We start from the raw sequence: 21,577 nt of genomic DNA on the forward strand, positions 1-21,577 counted from the left end.
TCATTTAATTCAAAAATAGAATAAATAATCCTACCTGTTTGTTTAATTTCGATTACGTATTTTAAGAATTGAGCTAAATACATCACATCCCTTTTAGAGTCAGCGTTCATTAAATTTGTATATACTTTCCTAACTCATCCTCCATAGGTGGGATCTTAAGAAAACTTGAAGTTGAACTCTGTTAATGATCAAATGGTTACGCCAATAATCATTTAATCAAAAACAGAGTTCACATGCAGATTAACCAAATTTCAAATCAATTAAAAGCTCTTATCTCAGAAAAGCAATTTATTAACATATTTTACTGTGAGCAACATTCTAGCGCACTCCGTATTTTTTGATTTTAGCGACTTACCACTAGCCAATCTGAACTTTCCACTTTTGATATTCATTCATTTGTATAAAAATATTGCATTACCAGCTGTAGACCTTGCTGTATGTTCTCGCTCGATTGCCCTGCAAAACCAAGTCGGGCATAGCTATAGTTTACAGGCTTTAAACTGCGTACTGAATTGGTAAAGTAAAACTCGGCTTCGGTTTGTAAGTACACACCTTGCTTTGCTAACTGTGCTTTTAAGTGACGAGTATCTTTATTAAAGTTGACCCACATCGCCATGCCACCGTCGGGCTTTTTATATTCAATAGGATGCCCAAGTGCTTGTAGCTCTATTAAATAAGCATCCATCGCTTCATAGCGCTGTTTATACAGTTTGGTCATACGCTTTAAATGCCGTTCAAAGCCACCTTCTTTCATCCAGTGTGCGACAGCTAATTGCATGATCACATCGTTCTTATGGTTCATCAGCTGCTTCCATGCGGTTAATTGCGCTAATACTTCAGGCGCTGCGCAGATATAGCCGATACGTGCGGCTGAAAACATAATCTTTGAAAACGTCGATAGGTAAATAACAATATCTGCGGGGTCATCTGCTGCCATGGGTTGTAATGGCTGACAGCGATAATGAAATTCATGGTCGTAGTCATCTTCGATGATCATTACGTTATGGGCATAACACAGCTGATAAATTTGCAAGCGCCGCGTTGGCGATAAGGTCACGGTAGTTGGGTATTGGTGCAGCGGCGTTAAGTACAGCATTTTAATTGGATAACATTCCAGCTGGGCTTTTAAATCATCAACACATAAGCCTTCATCATCCTGCTTAATATCGATAAGCTGTGCGCCACAAGCTGCAAAGGCTTGCCTTGCTGGCGGATAACCTAACGTTTCTACAGCAACAAAATCATCTTGTTTTATAAACGCTTTGGCGATTAAAAACAGTGCTTCTTGCGAGCCATTGCAGATCAATACGTCGCTTACGTTTAAATTACGCGCTTTGTATAAGTAATCACAAATATGCGCTTTTAATTGCTCGTTACCACTGATCTGCCCATAATGCAGTTGATTGATATCTAAGTGATTACACACATGACTGACGGAGCGTTTAAATTCTTTTTGTGGGAAACTGGCAAGATCAGGCAAGCCACCAGCAAAGTTATATTTATACGCAGTTAAATCCATTCCAGCAGCTGGCACAGCCAATGTTTTCGCAAATTGATAAGGTTTTGCTTTCAGTATTGGGGTATTTGAGGTACTGACGCTACTTTGAATGGGCAATGACTTGGTAACCCGATAACCTGAGCGCTGCTGAGATTCAAGCCAGCCTTCCGCTACTAATAATTGCAGTGCATTCATCACCGTATGGCGATTAAGCTGATAAGTGTTTGCCATAACACGCGCCGAGCTGAGTTTTACTCCTGGCGCGAGCTTGCCTTGCATTATGGCACTGCGTATTGCGCTGGCCAGTTGCAAATATTTAGCAGGCTCTGACTCAGCAAATTCAATAACTAACGGCTGCATTTCGACTCCAAAACACTCTAAACTGGTCTAGTTAAAAAGCTAAAACTGGTTGTTTATTACTAACCAAGGTAGCGTATCTTTGTTATACATAAAAAGCAAAATATAGGGCTTATCATGTTTACAAAACACATTCATCAAACCAATAAGCTGGCTTTAGAGCCACTGACACAAAACCACCTCGAGGGGCTGTATCAAGCAGGTCAAGACCCACAAATATGGCGTTGGGTGTTAATAAATTACACTCAAACCCGTGCAACTCTCGATGACTGGTTTATCAATACAGCACAATTTAATGCCGAACAACAAGTCGTTTACGCCATAGTTGATAAAGCAAGTAGCCAGGTGCTTGGCACTACACGTTTATTTAGGTTAGATAAACAAAATCGCAGCGCCGAGATTGGCCACACATTTATTGCTAAACAGTGGCAACGTAGTTTTGTAAATACCCACGCGAAATACTTGCTACTGCAATATGCGTTCGATGAATTAGGCTTAGTGCGTATTACTTTTAATACCCATGAACAAAACCAAAAATCGCGTAATGCTATTACTCGCCTTGGCGCCCGCTTTGAAGGTATTCGTTATAAAGATAGATTGCTTACTGATGGCTCATATCGAAACACCGCTCAGTTCAGCATTATTGATGAACAATGGCCGACCATAAAATCGCAGTTAGCAGGAAAGCTATAAATGTACCCACCACAACACTTTCAACAGCATGATAGTAAGCAATTACAGCAGTTAGTAAATAGCTATCCACTGGCGACTATTTTAATGCCAAATCCACAAAGCCAGCTCAATGATATATGCCGCGTGCCGTTATTATTTGACTCAGCACGGGATATTTTTATCGGCCATGTGGCCAGGTACAACCCATTATCATTGCTTGATGGTCAATCGGTGAACTTATTATTTAGTGGCGATGATTGCTATTTATCGCCCATTTATGCACATAACAAAACCTTGCCTAGCTGGCTTTATGCGAGTGTTTATGTAACGGCTGAAGTGCGTATTGTTAAAGATCAACATCACAAAGAACAGATCATGCAACGACTAACCGATCACTTTGAGCAACACTTTAGCGAACATGCTACAGATAAATGGCAAATTGATGAGGTACCCGTACAGCAGCGCGAAGCAATGTATCAACAATTGAGCTTTATTGAATTTATTCCCAGTCGCTGGCGTGGCAATTTTAAGCTTAGCCAAAACAAACCAGCTGAAATACGTGCAGCCATAAAGCAAAGTTTAACGTTAGCAGATAAACTCAGTATTGCTGAATTAATCGATTAGCAATACTACAAACATGAAAAAAGGCTCCTCGAAGATCTCAGAGCCTTTGGTTAACTTTGGAATTAACTCGGTTCAAAAATTAATTAAGAGCAAGTAATTGCGGCGCTATATTTTGATAATCAACAGCCATAGCAATGCTTAATGCAGTGATATTCACAATTGAGAACGCAAATACTTGGCGTGCCCAACCACTAATATCAATGTTACGTCGATAACCTCTTAGCGCCATTAACAGCCACCAAAAACTAGTGGTGCAAGCAACGGCTAAAAAAGCCATACCGGTATAACCGCCAATGGTTAATAGCATCACCACTAGCGCATATACCGCGATATACAACACAATATGATGTTTAGCTTTATCAATCCCTTGCGCTACCGGCAATACCGGAATGCGCGCGGCTTGGTAGTCTTTATAGCGAAAAATAGCAATCGCATAAGAGTGCGGCATTTGCCATAAACTAAACATCACCAATAAAATCAGTGCGCCAATATCAAACTGTGCAGTCACGGCGCAGTACCCTACCACTGGTGGTACTGCTCCTGATAAACTACCTATAAACGTGCCATACACTGAGCGACGCTTCATATATAAGCTGTAAACAGCCACGTATATGACATAACCAAACACAGCAAAAAACACTGCAATCCAGTTAGTAAAAATTATCAGTAAAGCAAAGCCTAATACACCAAGTGCTGTACCATGCAGCAAAGCAGTCTTAGCTGACATTTCGCCCGTTACAGTGACCCGTGTTCGCGTACGCGCCATGCGAATATCAATATCACGGTCGATCACATTATTGATCACGCAGCCAGAGGCCACTACCAGTGATAAGCCAACTAATGTAGCAAGCATTAGCCAGCCATCAATATCACCACGCGAGGCGAGTAAAAACCCACCCGCAACCGAGATCAGATTACCCATAATAATGCCGGGTTTAGTGACCTTTAAATAACGACGAAACATCTGCAGTCCCCTATTCTTTGCTGTTAACAATGTACTAGCTGGGGCTAGTACATCATCATGGCGTTCGATTCGTAGATGATCCACACCGACAGGCCCACCACCATAACGATGATCAGCGCACTGAAGATGAACGATAACGAACTGGCTTTACCGTCTTCGGTTTTAAAGTTCAGGTGCAAGAAGTATTTTAAGTGCACCCAAATTTGCACAATGGCCATTACAACAACACAGGCAAATGTGGTTGGTTTTGACAATGTACCGCTGATCACCGCCCAAAATGGGATGGCTGTTAGAATGATTGATAAAACAAAACCAATTAAATAGTCTTTAACACTGCCATGTGTAGCATCACTATGGCTTTGTGTATGTAGCTCATCTAATACATGTGATTCACTGTGGCTCATTACATCACCCCCATTAAGTAAACAACGGTAAATACGCAGATCCACACCACATCTAAAAAGTGCCAAAACAAACTTAAACAACTTAGACGTGTAACGGTTGCAGGGTTTAAACCACGGCGTGATACTTCAATCATCATCGTCGCCATCCAAATTAAACCCGCCGTTACGTGCAGGCCATGTAAACCCACTAAAGAAAAGAACGCGGTTAAAAATGCACTGCGCTGTGGGCCATTACCATGAGCAATTAAATGATGAAATTCATAGATTTCCATGCCAATAAACACGGCGCCAAAGGCAAAAGTGATAGCCAACCAAGTTAAGGTAGCGGCTTTTTTTTGCGCATGCGCTGAAATCATCGCAAAACCAAAAGTGATACTACTTAGTAGCAATGCAGCAGTTTCAACCGCTACAAAATCCAGTTCAAAAATATCTTTGCCAGATACGCCGCCGGCTGTATTCATATACAGCACCGCATAGGTGGCAAAAAATGAGGCAAATAATAAACAGTCGGTCATTAGATAAAGCCAAAAACCAAATACCGTATCGCCACCCGTATCATGATGCTCATGAGCATGGACATCATGATTGATGATATTCATATCAGCAGGGATCGAACTCATGCGCTGAACTCCTTACCTTGGTTAAATATTGTTGCACTTTTATTATGTGCACTTTCAATTTCAAGAATTTCGTCTGGTTGCACGTAGTAATCAACATCACTGGTGTAACAGCGTTTAAAGAATACCGTGATGCCAGCAATAACACCGACAATTGCCAACCACCAAATATGCCAGATCATGGCAAAACAGAATGTAGTAAAACAGGCACTCATCATTACCCCTGCCGAAGTATTTTTTGGCATATGAATAGGCGCATAGCTTGCTTGTTGCTGATACGCTTGGCCTTTCTCTTTCATGTCGGTCCAAGTATCGATATCGTGTACATGTGGTATAGTTGCGAAGTTATAGTATTGTGGTGGTGACGATGTTGACCACTCAAGTGTGTGACCGTTCCACGGATCGCCGGTTGTATCTTTTAATGCTTCGCGATTTTTAAAGCTGACAATAAGCTGTACAACTTGGAATAAAATACCAAACATAATGATCACCGCACCGACAAAGGCAATGTACAACCAGATATTCCAATCCGGATTATTGGTGTGATTTAAGCGACGCGTCATACCTAAGAAACCAAGTACGTATAAAGGCATAAATGCAACAAAGAAACCAATTAACCAACACCAGAAAGACGCCTTCCCCCACCCTTCATGCAGTTTAAAGCCCATTGCTTTGGGGAACCAAAATGCAAAACCAGCTAAGTAACCAAATACCGCACCACCGATGATGGTGTTATGAAAATGGGCAATCAGGAATAAGCTGTTGTGTAATACATAATCAGCACCTGGAATTGCCAGTAATACCCCTGTCATCCCGCCGATGGTAAAGGTCACCATAAAGCCAAGCGTCCAAAGCACTGGAACTGTGATCCGTAAACGGCCACGGTAAATAGTAAATAACCAGTTAAACAGTTTTACGCCGGTGGGCACCGCAATGACCATGGTCATTACCCCAAAAAAGGCGTTAACGTTGGCACTGGATCCCATAGTGAAAAAGTGGTGCAACCATACTACAAAGCCTAAGATAGAAATTGCGCCACTGGCATATACCATTGACTTATAACCAAATAAGCGTTTACCGGTAAAGGTCGAGATAACTTCAGAAAAAATCCCAAAGGCAGGTAAAATCAAAATATATACTTCTGGATGACCCCAAGCCCAAAACAGGTTGATGTACATCATGGCGTTACCGCCCGCTTCATTAGTAAAGAAGTGGAAATCTAAATAACGGTCCAGTGTTAGCATAGTCAACACCGCAGTTAAGATTGGGAATGATGCCGCAATTAAGATATTTGCCCAAGTACAGGTCCAAGTGAAAATAGGCATTTGCATTAAACGCATACCAGGCGCACGCATTTTAAATACGGTTACTAAAAAGTTTACCGCCGTTAATAGCGTACCAATACCGGATATTTGCAGCGCCCAAATATAATAATCGACCCCGACCCCAGGGCTAAATGACATCTCTGACAAAGGCGGATACGCCACCCAACCGGTTTTTGCAAACTCACCACAGAACAATGAAATATTAATTAATATTGCACCACCGGCGGTAAGCCAGAAACTTAAATTATTTAAAAATGGAAAAGCGACATCGCGCGCACCAATTTGCAGTGGCAATACAATGTTCATTAGACCAATCATAAATGGCATCGCCATAAAGATGATCATGATCACCCCATGCGCGGTGAATATTTGGTCATAATGCTCTGGCGGCAAATAACCCGTTGCGCCTCCTGTAGCAAGCGCCAATTGGGCCCGCATCATAATGGCATCTGAGAAACCACGAAACAGCATGATCAAGGCAAGAATAATGTACATTACGCCTAAGCGTTTATGATCGATTGAGGTGATCCAGTCGTGCCATAGCACACCCCATTTTTTATATTTTGTGATCAAAGCTGCAATCAATGCACCTGCAATCATCACCACCGCCATTGTCACCATCAAAATAGGTTCATGGAACGGAATAGCATCTAATGTTAATTTTCCAAGTAACGACATAATTATTCCTTACCCTCACTGTGCATTGTGTGATTTTCATGGCCGCTGTGCTCTGGCATTGCGTTGTGCATCTTGTTCATATCACCATGTGCTTGCATATATTTCATAACGATGGTGTGGAACAAGCCATCATCAACATCAGCAAAATAAGTCACTGGGTTGTTTTCACTCGGTAATGCCAGTGCATCGTAATTCGCTTTAGTGAGCGTATTAGCTTGGCTTTTCACCTTGTTTACCCAGCTATCAAAGTCAGCTTGCGTTGGCGTAGCAATGGCATTAAATTTCATACCGGTAAAACCTGCGCCACTGTAGTTAGCCGAAAAACCTTTAAACGTACCCGCTTCATTAGCAATCAAATGCAGTTTGGTTTCCATGCCCGCCATCGAGTAGATTTGACTACCTAGTTGTGGAATGAAAAATGAGTTCATGGTGCTTTCTGAGGTGATTTTGTATTCCACCGGTACATTAGCTGGAAATACCAATTCATTAACCGTAGCAATACCTTGCTCAGGATAAATAAACAGCCATTTCCAATTCAGCGATACCACTTCAACAGTTAAGTGCTTGCCTTTGCCTTCAAGGGGTTTATAAGGGTCTAAATCTTGAGTTGACTGCCAAGTAATGACACCCAGCACGATAACTATCACAATTGGGATCGCCCAGACGGCGGCTTCAATTTTTCCTGAGTGTGCCCATTTTGGCGCATAAATTTGCTGATCTTGGCCATCGCGATATTTCCACGCGAAATACAAGGTCATCACAATCACAGGAATAACCACAATTAGCATCAGCACTGTGGCAATAATGATCAGATTTTTTTCATCTATCCCAACTTGCCCTTTTGGATCAAGCACCCCGCCTTTACAACCGGTTAGTGCGAGCACAGTTGTGCCCAGAGCAATATTACAGAGGTTTCGAATTAACAAAGGACTATCCTACAACCTAAAATTTGACGTGTGCTGTCTTACCCAAAAATACCAACAGGTCAGAACAACGGTTTAAACTATTCCTAACGTGGTTTAAAACAAGTCGCAACAAGCTTTAAACGCCAAGGAAATTTAATGGAGGTGGCCGAATCGCAGATACACTGCGGCTAAACATTATTAGTGAAGAAACGAAATTAGTAAGCGACTAATTCAATCAAGCCATCAATAACGAGTAGCGTTCAACCGAATACAAGGGGTGGAGCACGACAGCCATGAGCGCTGTGTACAACGAGTGATGTTTTAGGAGCACGAAAAGCAAAGGCTGCTTTGCGTAAAATAATCCCAGCACGACGCGCTGGAAAAAAGTGAAAAATCAACCAACATAAACCAATTAACAACTGGCATGACACAACTGGATACGCTAAAAAGCTCAATACATTAATTAAAGACGACTCAGCAGCCCCTTCAGTTAATAAACTCTTTAGCTCTGTTGCCTCTTCAATACTACCATTTACTAACATAACTGAATTAATTAATAAAATAACTAATGCAGAGAACAGCTCACCTCCGGCAAAAAGTGCACGCACACATAGCTGCCAACGCGTAAACGTTGTTTGCTGTGTTGCTTGTGGACAATTTTGTGAGTTCAAAGGTACTGGCCTTACAGATTTAGTAACAAGTAAACAACAGCACTTACGCTATTTTTCACTTCGTTGTTATGATCTTCATCAATAAAGTTTCAGTAATTACTGAAATTTCGGGAGGATTATAACAAAGTCAACACAAGCTACAAGTTAAAAACAATCAAGTTAGCTAACTTTTTAGCTAAGCGAAGCTTTTAGCCATAAAAAAAGCGCCTTTAAGGCGCTTTATAAAAACATTGTGATAATTGTGGATTAAAGAAAATAAAAACAGTCCAAGCTCAGTTTGCACTAAACTTGAACCGCCTTTGACAACATCTTCACACACAATTATAAAGATTCGGTTCTAGTATTCTTTGGTACATATTATTGATTCACTAATCAACAATAAGTTCATCTAATCGTGTGGCAGTAAATAAAAGCAGTTCAAGTCCAGTTTGACCAAACTTGAACTGTCTTTTTGACAACATCTTCACACACAATTATAAAGATCCGGTTTTAGCATTGCTCAATAAACGCTGTGATTCGCTGACAAACACTGTGTTCGTCTAATCGCGTGGCAGTAAAATAAAAACAGTCCAAGCTCAATTTGCACTAAACTTGAACCGCCTTTGACAACATCTTCACACACAATTATAAAGATTCGGTTTTAGCGTTGTTCAATAAACGCTGTAATTCGCTGACAAACACTGTGTTCGTCTAATCGCGTGGCAGTAAAATAAAAACAGTCCAAGCTCAGTTTGCACTAAACTTGAACCGCCTTTGACAACATCTTCACACACAATTATAAAGATTCGGTTCTAGTATTCTTCAGTACATATTGTAGATTCACTAATGAACAATAAGTTCATCTAATCGTGTGGCAGTAAATAAAAGCAGTTCAAGCTCAGTTTAACTAAACTTGAACTGTCTTTTTGACAACATCTTCACACACAATTATAAAGATTCAGTTTTAGTGCTTTCGATAAACACTGTAATTCAGTGACAAACTCTTAGTTCGTCTAATCATGTGGCTGTAAAATAAAAACAGTCCAAGCCCAGTTTGCACTAAACTTGAACCGCCTTTGACAACATCTTCACACACAATTATAAAGATTCTTTGTAAGCGGCTTGTTTACTTCGCTTCCTTGAAACTAAATTTAGTGTAATAGCTCAAAGCTGACAACTGATAAAAATAAATCCGATAGATGAAAAAAATTAACTTATAGAATTTAGTCTAAATTTCAGTCTTAAAATCAACTTAAATGTTCAAAAAAACACCTTGCCAATAATTATTATTGATAATAAACAATCAATTAAGAATAAAACCCGTTAAGCATTAGATTTCTGGAAAATAATTTCACTTCAAGGGAAGATAATTTTAGACCGATCCAGTTAAATATTATATTCTTAACAAATTACAAAATAAAAATAACAGGATATTAATATAATTCGCAAAACCATACTACTTGGCTTGCTTAGCGGCTCCTTTACTTTAACTGCCGCAGCAATTGCAATGCACGAAATTAACGGATTAAACAAAGCAGTGATTAAAGCTTACAACCGATAAATATCGTCAACTGTTAAGCCAAGGCTACAGTTGTTTTTCGGGGGATATAACACGACTTAACAATCAAAGTGACTGGTTAAGCTATCAATGTGGCAATGCACAGTCAGCGATACCTAGGCCCAGCAGCGTTTATCTTACGAGCAAAAGGCGTAAAATATGCAGTATTAGGTAGTCAATTAATCAAATTGTGAACAGCCACAAAAAAGCGCCTAATGAGGCGCTTTTCCTTTAACCTGGACTCAGGTGATATTAGGCTAAAATGAGCTTATAAAATTTGGTTTTCTTTCCAAACTTGCTCTTTTGCCATACGCTTTTTACGCTTGTCGCATGGATCATCGCAATCACAGGCCTTATCAATACCTACAGAGCCTAAACCACCACAGCTGCTGGCCATAGATTTCTTTTGTACCATCATGCCCACAGCCATTGCTGCGACTATTAAAAGCAATAAACCAAATGTAAGAAGAAAAAGTGACATTGCTTAGCCCCTATTGATCAGCAATAAAATAATGCTTGGTGATAATCACCAAGCTGTGTGTATTATAAACGGCTTTGTGCTCTGCTACAAATAGGGTTTGAATGCGGGGCTCGAATATGTCACTAAACCATCCGTTGATTTACCAATTAAGTACACTGGTAAGTCATGTTTTTCGGCATAGGCCTTAGCTTTTTCCATCCCCATGACGGTTAATGCAGTTGCAAGGCCGTCGGCAGTCATGGCTGATGGGTGTAACACAGTAACCGAGACTAAATCATGACGGCTCGGCATACCGGTTGCTGGATCAATCAAATGGCTGTAGGTTATGCCATCCATTTCATAAAAAATACGATAATCACCCGATGTGGCAATCCCGTTGTTACCAGGTGCTAATACGCGGTGCACTTTACGCACACCAGGCTCTGCGTCCGGCTGCTCAATGGCGATACGCCAATCTTGATCATTTGGTTTTTTACCAGCAACTCTAAGCTCACCACCAATCTCAACCATGTAATTAGTTAAGTCATGGCTTTCTAATAATTCAGCCACTTTATCTATACCATAGCCTTTAGCGGTAGCCGAAAACGACAGCTCCAAACCATCGATGGTTTTTGCTAAGCCTTGGTCGCTAAGGATCAGTTTATCAACGCCAATTTGTGCAACCATCGCAGCTAACTCTGCGTCGGTGGGACGTTTTGTTGGTTTCTTATCAGGGCCAAAACCCCATAAATCAATCAGTGGTCCCATAGTTACATCAAGAGTCTTAGTAGACTCACCTAAGCGAATAGACTCGCTAACCACCGCTCTAAAGTCACTGCTGATTGGCGTCACTTGCCCTGCTGGCAAACGATTAAATGTATTGATTTCAGAATCATCAATATAAGTCGACATTGACTGATTAATGTCTTTAAGAAGCTGTGTTATCTCTGGCAGTAAGTTCAGTGAATCCAATTTTTCTTGTTTGGCGAACACCTTTATATGATAGGTGGTACCCATGGTTTTACCTTCAAGGTAAAGCTCTTGCGGTTCATCGCTCTGGCCGCAGCCACTTATGAGTAAAGTGAGGGTAAAAAAGAATAAGGCAATAATGCCTTGTGGGTGAAAAACTCTATTCATTGCAGCCTACTTAGTTAAGTTAAGAATATAAAAAAGCCTCGTAACAGTTATTGTTACGAGGCTAGCATTTTAACTAATTTTAATTAGTTTTGGTATTAACCACCGAAATCATCTAGTAAGATATTTTCGTCTTCAACACCTAAGTCTTTCAACATAGTGATAACCGCAGCGTTCATCATTGGCGGACCACACATGTAGAACTCACAATCTTCTGGCGCTTCGTGATCTTTAAGATAGTTCTCAAATAACACGTTATGGATAAAGCCAGTATAGCCTTCCCAGTTATCTTCTGGTTGTGGATCTGAAAGCGCGGTATGCCATACGAAGTTATCATTTTCAGCCGCTAGGCCGTCAAAATCTTCAACATAGAACATTTCACGTTTAGAACGTGCACCATACCAAAAACTCATCTTACGCTTAGAGTTCAAACGCTTAAGTTGGTCAAAGATATGTGAACGCATCGGTGCCATACCAGCACCACCACCTACGAATACCATTTCGGCATCAGTGTCTTTTGCAAAGAACTCACCAAATGGACCAGAGATAGTAACTTTATCACCTTCTTTAAGTGACCAAATGTACGATGACATTTTACCACAAGGTAAGCTTAAATCTCTTGGCGGCGGCGCAGCAATACGCACGTTAAGCATGATGATGCCTTCTTCTTCTGGGTAGTTAGCCATTGAGTAAGCACGAATTGTTTCTTCGTCTACTTTTGACTCCAGCTTGAAGAAACCAAAATGGTTCCAATCGCCACGGTACTCTTCTGGTACATCGAAATCAGCGTATTTAACGTGGTGCGGTGGCGCTTCAATTTGAATATAACCACCGGCACGAAACGGTACTGACTCGCCATCAGGAATTTGTAGCTTAAGCTCTTTAATGAAGGTTGCTTTGTTATCGTTAGAAATAACTTCACAATCCCATTTTTTAACACCGAAAATTGACTCTTCAAGCTCAATTTCCATGTCGTTTTTAACATTTACCTGACACGCTAAACGACAGCCTTCACGGGCTTCACCTTTAGAAATGTGATCAAGCTCAGTTGGTAAGATATCGCCGCCACCAGAGTGAATGTGTACACGACATTGACCACAAGAGCCACCGCCACCACATGCAGATGATACGAAAATACCTGATTCAGATAACGCGCCTAAAAGCTTGGTACCTGCTGATGTTGTAATGGCTTTGTCTGGATCGCCATTTACGCCGATGATGATGTCACCGCTTGCAACTAACTTAGATTTAGCACCAATGATGACTAAAACTAGCAGTACAACGATAGCGATGAAAACACCAACGCCTAAGAAAATCTCATAACTCATGATTTATCCTCGCTACCTATTAAAGTGAAATACCAGAGAATGACATAAAGCCAAGACCCATTAAACCAACCGTGATAAAGGTAATACCTAAACCACGTAGGCCATCTGGCACGTCTGAATATTTCATTTTCTCACGGATACCAGCAAGTAAAGTAATTGCTAGCGCCCAACCCACACCAGAACCGATACCATAAACCACAGATTCACTGAAGTTATAGTTACGTTCAACCATGAAAGATACTGCACCGAAGATTGCACAGTTAACTGTGATCAATGGTAAGAAGATACCTAACGCGTTATAAAGTGCTGGGAAGAACTTATCTAATGCCATTTCAAGAATTTGTACTAGTGCTGCAATAACACCGATAAAGGTCAAGAAACGTAAGAAGCTAAGATCCGCTTCAGGGTAACCAAGCCACTCAAGTGCACCAGGTGCAAGAACCGCATGATAAACCAAGTTGTTAACTGGTACTGAAATACCCAATACCACGATAACTGCCACACCTAGGCCGATAGACGTTGTTACTTTCTTTGATACTGCAAGGAAAGTACACATACCTAGGAAGAAGGCTAAAGCTAAGTTTTCAATGAAAACTGCTTTTACGAATAAACTAATATAATGTTCCACTGTCTGCCCCTTATCCTTTCGCTTCTACTTGGTCTTTCTTATAAGTACGAAGTACCCAAATGAATAAACCAATGATGAAGAATGCACTAGGTGGTAAAATCAATAGACCCATAGGCTGATACCAACCACCATCTTGTACAAGAGGGATGATTTCAGCACCAAATAATGTGCCTTTACCAAATAGTTCACGAATAAAGCCAACTGTAAGTAACACTACTGAGTAACCTAAACCATTACCGATACCATCAAGGAACGACATAACTGGCGGCGACTTCATCGCGTATGCTTCAGCACGACCCATTACGATACAGTTAGTAATAATTAGACCAACAAATACTGACAACTCTTTTGCCGTAGCATAAGAGAAGGCTTGTAGCACTTGGTCAACAACGATTACGAGTGACGCAATGATAGTCATTTGCACGATAATACGTACAGATGATGGGATCTGGTTACGAATAATTGAGATAAAGAAGCTTGAGAAAGCCGTTACCAAAGTCAATGCGATTGACATGATTAAGGCATTTTTTAAGCTCGACGTTACCGCAAGCGCAGAACAAATACCCAGTACTTGTAGCGCGATTGGGTTATTTGCCAGTACCGGACCAAATAGGACCGACTTCATTTCTTTAGTATCAGCCATTATTTCAACGCTCCTTCACGTACTCTCGCAAGGAAAGGACCAAAGCCGTTATCGCCAGTCCAAAAGTCAACTGCGTGATCAACACCGTTTGAAGTTAAAGTTGCACCTGATAAACCATCAATTTGATGATCATTTTTAGCACCGCTTTTTACAACATCGACTGGTAACTCTTTACCTTCCCATGTTGCAGTCCATTGTGGGTTTTGAATTTCCCCACCAAGACCTGGTGTTTCATTGTGCTTATAGAAGTTAATATCTTTAACTGTTTCGCCATCGCTTTCAAGCGCTAAGAAACCATACATCACACCCCAAAGGCCGTAACCTTGGATTGGTAGAATGATAGCATCTGTTGAACCGTCAGCTTTTTTCGAGATGTAAACTGGTGACTCTTTAGTCATACGCTGAATGCCTGCGATATCTTTGATACCGTTTGCTTTTAGTGCAAAACTAATTTTTTGGTCAAATTTACTTTTCTCAAAGTCAAATGTATTAGGGTCAGTTTCAACAAACTCACCGGTTTCCATGTTTACAACGCGCGCTTCGATTTTTGCGTTGAAAGTATCAGAGATGTTTTCAACAGCATCAATACCCGCTGCAGCTAAGATATTCTTTTGAATATCTTGCGTTTTGTTAGCTTGCTGTAAAGGGCGAAGCTGAACTGAAGCAAACGATACGATGATTGCACACACTAAACATAGTGCCACAACAACGGTGAGCGTTTTGCCGATTGATTCGTTATTACTAGACATTACGTGCCAACCTCCGCTTGATATTAGCTTGCACTACGAAGTGATCGAATAATGGTGCAAATAAGTTAGCAAATAAGATTGCTAGCATCATACCCTCTGGGAACGCAGGGTTAATTACACGGATCATCACAACCATCACACCAATTAGCGCACCGTATGCGAACTTTGCTTTGTCTGTAAATGCCGCAGACACAGGATCTGTCGCCATAAAGAACATACCAAAAGCAAATCCACCCAATACTAAGTGCCAATGCCAAGGCATTGCAAAGACGGGGTTAGTCTCAGAGCCAACTGCATTTAATAAGAATGCGGTAGCAACCATACCCAAGAATACACCTAGCACGATACGCCATGAAGCGATACGAACGTAAATAAGGAATAAGCCACCAACTAGCAATGCAAGTGTAGATGTCTCACCTACTGAACCTTGAATGAAACCATAAAACGCATCCCACCAAAGAGCCATGTTGCTGTAATCAAGTGAACCAACAAACGCTTGACCTAGCATAGTTGCACCAGAGAATGAATCTACGGCTGTCCATACTGTGTCACCTGAAATTTGTGCAGGGTATGCGAAGAATAAAAACGCACGGCCTGCTAAAGCAGGGTTTAAGAAGTTACGCCCTGTACCACCAAAGATTTCTTTAGCGATAACCACACCGAACGTAATACCTAGTGCAACTTGCCATAGAGGAATAGTTGCAGGCAGAATAAGTGCAAATAACACAGACGTTACGAAGAAACCTTCGTTAATTTCATGTTTACGCACTGAAGCGAATATAACTTCCCAAAAACCACCTACGGCAAAAGTAACCGCATAAATAGGTAGGAAGAAACAGGCACCATAAAACATTTTCGCGCCCCAGCCAGATTCAGCGGTTAATTCACCACCAAACATCTGGAACAGGCCAACTTGCCAAGAATTTGCTAGTTCAAAACCTTGCGCTAATGCGCCAGCAGCCTGATGACCGATGTTGAACATACCAAAAAACATGGCAGGGAACGTCGCCATCCACACTAAAATCATCATACGTTTTAGGTCGATGTTATCGCGTACGTGTGTCGCGCCTTTATTTACGTGGCCAGGGGTATAAAAAATAGTTGCAGCTGCTTCATACAGCGCATAAAACTTCTCATGTTTCCCACCAGCTTCAAAATGCGGCTCGATATCTTCTAGAAATTTCTTTAAACCCATCTCTCTAGCCTTCCTTCTCGATCGTAGTCAAGCAATCGCGTAGGATTGAACCATACTCGTATTTACCTGGACAAACGAAGGTACATAACGCTAAATCTTCTTCATCAAGTTCAAGCGCACCTAATGAAATTGCACCATCTAAATCACGCGCGATTAAGTCACGTAATAAGAGTGTTGGTAAAATATCTAAAGGCATCACACGCTCATAGTTACCAATTGGTACCATGGCACGTTTTGAACCACCTGTTGACGTTGTCATTTTGAATAAACGACTCGGTGTTAGGTGAGATAAGAAAGTACGTGTTACAGAGAATTTATCTGTGCCTGGGGCAATCCAACCAAACAATTCTTTTTCGCGACCTTCAAGTAATACCGATACTTGAACATGGTAACGACCTAAGAATGCTTGAGGACCTTGTGACGTAGCACCCGCTAAAACAGAACCAGAGATAACACGGTTATCACCATCTTCTAATTCGCCAGCAACTAAATCATCTAAAGCAGCACCCAGTTGAGTTTTCACTAAACGAGGATTTTTAACACGCGGGCCAGCAAGAGCAATCACACGATCAGTAAAGATTTCACCGGTTAGGAATAAATGACCAAAGGCGATAACGTCTTGGTAACCAATATGCCAAACTTGCTTGCTTGCAGACACTGGGTCTAAGTGATGGATATGTGTGCCAACAAGGCCAGCCGGATGTACGCCACCAAACTCATGTACTTCTACTTGAGGAATTGATGAACTAGGTACTTGGCTACCTGCTTGTTTACAAACAAATACTTTACCATCAGTCAAACGCGAAACCACAGCTAAACCCGCTTCAAATGCTTGCACATTTTCAGCAATAATCACTGCCGGATCTGCAGCAAGTGGGTTAGTGTCGATAGCGGTCACAAAGATAGAGCTAGGATTTGCATCCACAGCCGCTACTTTACTGAATGGGCGAGCACGAAGCGCCGTCCATTGACCTGACTGGATAAGTACTTCTTTGGCTTTTTCACGGTCGAGGCTCGAAAGTTGCTCAGCTGAGAAAGAGTCAAAGGTGATTTGCTCACTGCCGTTTATTTCAATAACAACAGATTGCAGCACACGTTTTGCACCACGATTAATTTCTTTTACTGTACCAGCAGCTGGGGCAGTAAATAATACGCCTGGGTTCTTTTTATCTTCAAAAAGTACCTGGCCTTTTTTAACTTGGTCATCCACACGAACATGCATGGTTGGACGCATACCAATAAACTCTTCACCTAGCACAGCTACACGCTTGACGGTAGAACCATCATGAATAACTTGCTGAGGTGCGCCCTCTATGGGTAAGTCCAGACCTTTTTTTATGTTGATCATACGCACTTGCACTACATTAACGGAAAGAAACTGAAAAATCGTACCAACCACGTCGCTATTTCGATGATCTTAGCTAAATTCAAGATATCAAAGAACTACCTGTTTTAATCTCAAAACAAGCAACGCAGTTAAACTCCTCACATATATTGCGCGAATTTTAACATTAATCGTGACTACTATGCGAGTGTAAATATGAAATTTATACGACAAGTGTCGTTATTTAGCTCAATCGCTACATTTGAATAAAATTCAATATAGACCAAAGTGCTATTGCTCGCGAGGCAAGATGGAAATTAAACAAAAATAGAGGGGGAAAAGCACTTGGCCATAAAAAAAGTCGCCGCAGCGACTTTTTAAATAAACAGGGCTGAATTAATCAATCATATTTGCAATCGGTGCGACTGCATCAACGTCTTGTTCGTAATCAACACTGTCGATACCAAAACCAAATAAACGTAAAAACTCATTGTGGTAACCCACGTAATCAGTTAATTCGTCAATTGTTGCTGTGGTTACGCTGTCCCACACCGTTTGAATACGCGCTTGCACGTCATCTTCCAACTCTTTGTAGTTTTGGAATAAATGGCCGCCGTCGTCAAAACGAGGTGAATCACCGTATAGGTTTTCAGTGAATAACGCATGAATTTGCTCAATGGTGCCTTCATAAGTGCCATCCGCTTTCATTACTTTAAATAAAGCAGAAATATAAAGTGGCATAATAGGAATAGCTGAACTTGCTTGGGTTACTACTGCGTTCAGTGACGACACATATGCTTCACCGTTTAATGCACTCGTTGATTCTTTAATGGCTACGGTTGCACGGTCTAAATCTTCTTTTGCTTTACCAATTGTTGCATGACCGTAAATTGGCCATGTTAACTCTTTACCAATATAGGTATAAGCCGTGGTTTTAAAGTTATCAGCAAGTACATCAGCTTCTTTAAGCGCATCAATCCACATTTCCCAATCTTCACCGCCCATCACTTTAATAGTGTTGTCGATGTCTTCTTGGTTCGCCGCTTCAACGGTAATTTCGTCAATTTCACGCTTTGAAGTATTTAAGTTCTTAGTCGTAACTGCATTACCAATTGGCTTAAGGGTAGAAGAATACACTTCGCCGGTATTTGGATCAGTGCGACGCGGCGATGCTAGGCTGTAAATAACTAAATCAACTTTGCCTAAATCCGCTTTAATTGTATCAATCGTTTTTTGTTTGATTTCGTTAGAGAACGCATCACCATTGATATTTTTAGACCATAAACCTTCAGCGTCTGCGGCAGCTTGAAATGCCGCAGTATTATACCAACCCGCAGAACCCGTTTTACGCTCTGTGCCTTCTTTTTCAAAGAAGATACCTAAAGTTTTAGCGCCACCGCCAAATGCAGCAGTAATACGAGACGCAAGGCCATAACCAGTTGAAGCACCGATAACGAGTACATTTTTAGGGGCATTTGTTAATGCGCCTTGCTGTTTTACATAGTTAATTTGTTCTTGTACGTGCGCTGCACAGCCAACTGGGTGGGCATTAGTACAGATGAAACCGCGAATTTTAGGCTTAATGACCATTGATCATCCTATATCTATCTCAATAAAAATTAGCGCTAGTTTAAAGGCTAATTGTAAAAATACAGGTCTGATGAGTGTTGTGCCCTATCAGACCTGGCCGTTAATCTAATTTAGAGCCGCCTAAACAGCTTGGTGAGTCTGCAACTTGACCGCTTTGCTCACTAAATTCTTCTGGGGTAAAGGTATGAATTGCTAATGCATGAATATGATTGGCTAACTCATCTTTTAAAATTTCATTAATTTGCCGATGGCGTTGTAATAAACGCTTACCACTAAATTCTTCACTTACCACCACAACTTTAAAGTGCGAATCGCTGCCACGACTATGCATATGGCTTTCGTTGACCACATTAAGGTGCTTACACGCTATCGCATCGGCTAATTTGCTTGCTATTTGTTGTTGCATTGACATACATGCTCACTTTAAAACTGATTTATTGCCTTACTATAACAAGTTGCCAAGCGCCTTGGCTAACAAAATTATAGTTAGGGAGTTTGCTTTATATACCTAAACGTCAAACTGATACGCGGATGAGCCAAGGTCGTTTGCTTCGCTATCGCGTGTTGGTAATCTCGTTGACTGTCACCATGCATCACTAAACAACTGCCACTGTGGAGCAATAAGTCGGTTACGGTGTTAGTGGCCTTATGTTTGAGTTTTAACACCCGTTCTGCGCCTAAAGAGATGCACACAATAGTTGGCTGAAAACCAAGTTCTATTTCATCATCGCTGTGCCAGCCCATGGTATCGTTGCCATCGCGATAATAGTTTACCAACAAAGAATTAAAAGGCTGTTGTAAGTGACCCTCTAAGCGTTTGCGTATCGCTAATAAAACAGCCAGCCAAGGCTCAACCACTAATTTACTGTGGGAATAGCCATATTCAATATCATTATCACTGATAAAACAATGTAAGCGTGGAATTGGCCCTGTGCGCCCGTAAACGGTGGTATTGGGTTGCTGCCAATTTAGGTTTTGCTGCAGATGATAAAATAAATCGAGGCTTTTTTGCGCGCTCAACGCCTTTCTTTGGTAAGAAAAGCCATTTGGTAACATATGAGGGTTGGCCTTTTGCCGTTGCATGTTAGAATTTACCTATCAATTGATTACTGATCACTAACTATTATGACCACGCAAGCACAGCTCGGCGATACAACCTTTACTCTTGAACGCTTTCCATTAGATCAAAAAAACCGTAGCTTACAGGCTTGGGATTCAGCAGACGAGTACTTAATCGACTATGTTACTGAACATTATCCTGATTGTCGCTCTTTGCTGATCTTAAATGATAGCTTTGGTGCATTGTCTTGTTATTTTAGCAAACGCCAGTTAACGGTTTGTTCAGTCAATGACTCTTATATTAGTCACCAAGCTGCCGCTTATAACCTCGCTGAGAATAAAATTGCCACAACAGCGTTTAGCCAACTTGATAGTTTATCGGCGTTACCTGAGCAGGTTGATTTAGTGATTTTAAAGGTGCCGCGCACCTTGGCTTTTTTACAATACCAATTGTCTGAACTCAGTGAAGTACTTGCACCAGGCACGCTGGTTATTGGCGCTGCGAAAACCAAAGATGTGCACAACTCAACCATTAAAGCGTTTGAGCAATTTATTGGCGAAACAAAAACCAGTTTAGCAGTGAAAAAATCGCGTCTTATTATTAGCCACGCAGCAGGTGGTTATAAAGCCGCAGATTTCCCAGTAAGCTGGCCGCTAGAAGGCACCAATTTTACCATTAGTAATCATGCCAATGTATTCTCGCGTGATTCACTTGATATTGGTGCGCGGTTCTTTTTTGACTATTTACCACAAACCAATAAAGCAAAAAGTATTATTGATTTAGGCTGTGGCAATGGCGTGGTTGGGTTAATGACGCTGGCGCGCTGCCCTAATGCGCAAGTGACGTTTGTTGATGAATCGTACATGGCTGTTGAATCTGCACGGCTGACTGTAGAACTGAATATGGAAGACAAGTTTGAGCAATGTGCATTTATCGAAAACGATTGCTTAACTGGCTTTGAGCGTGAAAGTGTCGACATTGTGTTATGTAATCCACCTTTTCACCAAGCGCAAGCGGTTACCGATCACATTGCATGGCAAATGTTCAAGCAAGCCAAAGACACCTTAAAAAATGGGGGGGAATTGCGTATTATTGGTAATCGTCATCTAGACTACCATGACAAACTAAAACGCATGTTTGGCAATTGTGAGTTACTTGGTGCAAATAAAAAGTTTGTAGTATTAAGTGCGACTAAAAATAATGGAATGCTATAA

Annotated in this window: 21 protein-coding genes; 3 read left to right on the forward strand and 18 right to left on the reverse strand. The window is 41.2% G+C overall.

All coding sequences use genetic code 11. The features are described 5' to 3' along the window. Window positions 1-388 precede the first annotated feature (388 nt). Window positions 389-1,858: a PLP-dependent aminotransferase family protein gene (locus ACMVDV_RS09300; RefSeq protein WP_416157927.1), complete on the reverse strand. Its 1,470-nt coding sequence runs from the start codon at window positions 1,856-1,858 to the stop codon at window positions 389-391. Window positions 1,859-1,972: 114 nt separating this feature from the next. Here ACMVDV_RS09300 and ACMVDV_RS09305 point away from each other — a divergent pair, with 114 nt between their 5' ends. Both ACMVDV_RS09305 and ACMVDV_RS09310 read left to right on the forward strand, forming a co-directional pair. After that, the gene (locus tag ACMVDV_RS09305; RefSeq protein WP_416157928.1) at window positions 1,973-2,548 is read left to right on the forward strand and encodes a GNAT family N-acetyltransferase; all 576 of its coding nucleotides are present in this window, start codon (window positions 1,973-1,975) and stop codon (window positions 2,546-2,548) included. Next, on the forward strand, window positions 2,549-3,151 hold the full coding sequence (locus tag ACMVDV_RS09310; protein ID WP_416157929.1) for an FMN-binding negative transcriptional regulator: 603 nt from the start codon (window positions 2,549-2,551) through the stop codon (window positions 3,149-3,151). A gap of 79 nt (window positions 3,152-3,230) precedes the next feature. Here ACMVDV_RS09310 and cyoE read toward each other — a convergent pair whose 3' ends face one another. The 17 genes from cyoE to ACMVDV_RS09395 all read right to left on the reverse strand — a co-directional run bounded on the left by cyoE (window position 3,231) and on the right by ACMVDV_RS09395 (window position 20,386). Then, a complete protein-coding gene (gene cyoE / locus ACMVDV_RS09315; protein ID WP_416157930.1) occupies window positions 3,231-4,115 on the reverse strand; it encodes a heme o synthase in 885 nt (294 codons plus the stop codon). Window positions 4,116-4,159: 44 nt separating this feature from the next. Beyond that, window positions 4,160-4,519, reverse strand: coding sequence for a cytochrome o ubiquinol oxidase subunit IV (gene cyoD / locus ACMVDV_RS09320; protein WP_416157931.1), 360 nt, complete (start codon window positions 4,517-4,519; stop codon window positions 4,160-4,162). Beyond that, window positions 4,519-5,139 carry a cytochrome o ubiquinol oxidase subunit III gene (gene cyoC, locus ACMVDV_RS09325; protein ID WP_416157932.1) on the reverse strand — a complete coding sequence of 207 codons (621 nt, stop codon included), beginning with the start codon at window positions 5,137-5,139 and terminating at the stop codon, window positions 4,519-4,521. The genes cyoD and cyoC overlap by 1 nt, the downstream gene beginning before the upstream one ends. Further along, window positions 5,136-7,139, reverse strand: a complete 2,004-nt coding sequence (gene cyoB / locus ACMVDV_RS09330) for a cytochrome o ubiquinol oxidase subunit I (protein ID WP_416157933.1) — start codon at window positions 7,137-7,139, stop codon at window positions 5,136-5,138. The genes cyoC and cyoB overlap by 4 nt, the downstream gene beginning before the upstream one ends. Before the next feature lie 2 nt (window positions 7,140-7,141). Continuing rightward, the gene (gene cyoA / locus ACMVDV_RS09335; protein ID WP_304178640.1) at window positions 7,142-8,065 is read right to left on the reverse strand and encodes a ubiquinol oxidase subunit II; all 924 of its coding nucleotides are present in this window, start codon (window positions 8,063-8,065) and stop codon (window positions 7,142-7,144) included. Between the two features lie 239 nt (window positions 8,066-8,304). Then, the gene (locus ACMVDV_RS09340) at window positions 8,305-8,715 is read right to left on the reverse strand and encodes a hypothetical protein (protein WP_416157934.1); all 411 of its coding nucleotides are present in this window, start codon (window positions 8,713-8,715) and stop codon (window positions 8,305-8,307) included. A gap of 1,805 nt (window positions 8,716-10,520) precedes the next feature. Further along, the gene (nqrM, locus tag ACMVDV_RS09345) at window positions 10,521-10,733 is read right to left on the reverse strand and encodes a (Na+)-NQR maturation NqrM (protein ID WP_304182309.1); all 213 of its coding nucleotides are present in this window, start codon (window positions 10,731-10,733) and stop codon (window positions 10,521-10,523) included. Window positions 10,734-10,817: 84 nt separating this feature from the next. Further along, window positions 10,818-11,849, reverse strand: a complete 1,032-nt coding sequence (locus ACMVDV_RS09350; protein ID WP_304182311.1) for an FAD:protein FMN transferase — start codon at window positions 11,847-11,849, stop codon at window positions 10,818-10,820. A gap of 95 nt (window positions 11,850-11,944) precedes the next feature. Then, window positions 11,945-13,174: an NADH:ubiquinone reductase (Na(+)-transporting) subunit F gene (nqrF, locus tag ACMVDV_RS09355; protein WP_064665617.1), complete on the reverse strand. Its 1,230-nt coding sequence runs from the start codon at window positions 13,172-13,174 to the stop codon at window positions 11,945-11,947. A gap of 19 nt (window positions 13,175-13,193) precedes the next feature. Next, a complete protein-coding gene (gene nqrE, locus ACMVDV_RS09360; protein ID WP_064665616.1) occupies window positions 13,194-13,802 on the reverse strand; it encodes an NADH:ubiquinone reductase (Na(+)-transporting) subunit E in 609 nt (202 codons plus the stop codon). Between the two features lie 10 nt (window positions 13,803-13,812). Beyond that, the gene (locus ACMVDV_RS09365; RefSeq protein WP_301561842.1) at window positions 13,813-14,445 is read right to left on the reverse strand and encodes an NADH:ubiquinone reductase (Na(+)-transporting) subunit D; all 633 of its coding nucleotides are present in this window, start codon (window positions 14,443-14,445) and stop codon (window positions 13,813-13,815) included. Beyond that, entirely contained in the window at window positions 14,445-15,194 is a 750-nt protein-coding gene (locus ACMVDV_RS09370; protein WP_301561841.1) for a Na(+)-translocating NADH-quinone reductase subunit C, read from the reverse strand. The genes ACMVDV_RS09365 and ACMVDV_RS09370 overlap by 1 nt, the downstream gene beginning before the upstream one ends. After that, entirely contained in the window at window positions 15,187-16,389 is a 1,203-nt protein-coding gene (locus ACMVDV_RS09375; protein ID WP_304182315.1) for an NADH:ubiquinone reductase (Na(+)-transporting) subunit B, read from the reverse strand. Before ACMVDV_RS09375 ends, ACMVDV_RS09370 begins: the two co-directional genes overlap by 8 nt. A gap of 4 nt (window positions 16,390-16,393) precedes the next feature. Beyond that, window positions 16,394-17,737: a Na(+)-translocating NADH-quinone reductase subunit A gene (locus tag ACMVDV_RS09380; RefSeq protein WP_304182316.1), complete on the reverse strand. Its 1,344-nt coding sequence runs from the start codon at window positions 17,735-17,737 to the stop codon at window positions 16,394-16,396. 372 nt (window positions 17,738-18,109) lie between these two features. Beyond that, window positions 18,110-19,303: an enoyl-ACP reductase FabV gene (gene fabV / locus ACMVDV_RS09385; RefSeq protein ID WP_416157935.1), complete on the reverse strand. Its 1,194-nt coding sequence runs from the start codon at window positions 19,301-19,303 to the stop codon at window positions 18,110-18,112. A 100-nt stretch (window positions 19,304-19,403) separates the two neighbouring features. Beyond that, window positions 19,404-19,715, reverse strand: coding sequence for a BolA family protein (locus ACMVDV_RS09390; protein WP_416157936.1), 312 nt, complete (start codon window positions 19,713-19,715; stop codon window positions 19,404-19,406). Between the two features lie 74 nt (window positions 19,716-19,789). Further along, window positions 19,790-20,386 (reverse strand): alpha-ketoglutarate-dependent dioxygenase AlkB family protein, encoded by a 597-nt coding sequence (locus tag ACMVDV_RS09395; RefSeq protein WP_416157937.1) that lies wholly within the window; start codon window positions 20,384-20,386, stop codon window positions 19,790-19,792. 42 nt (window positions 20,387-20,428) lie between these two features. Here ACMVDV_RS09395 and ACMVDV_RS09400 point away from each other — a divergent pair, with 42 nt between their 5' ends. After that, a complete protein-coding gene (locus ACMVDV_RS09400; RefSeq protein ID WP_416157938.1) occupies window positions 20,429-21,577 on the forward strand; it encodes a methyltransferase in 1,149 nt (382 codons plus the stop codon).

The organism is Pseudoalteromonas sp. ASV78 (assembly GCF_047806705.1).
In the GTDB taxonomy this organism is placed as follows: domain Bacteria; phylum Pseudomonadota; class Gammaproteobacteria; order Enterobacterales; family Alteromonadaceae; genus Pseudoalteromonas; species Pseudoalteromonas prydzensis_A.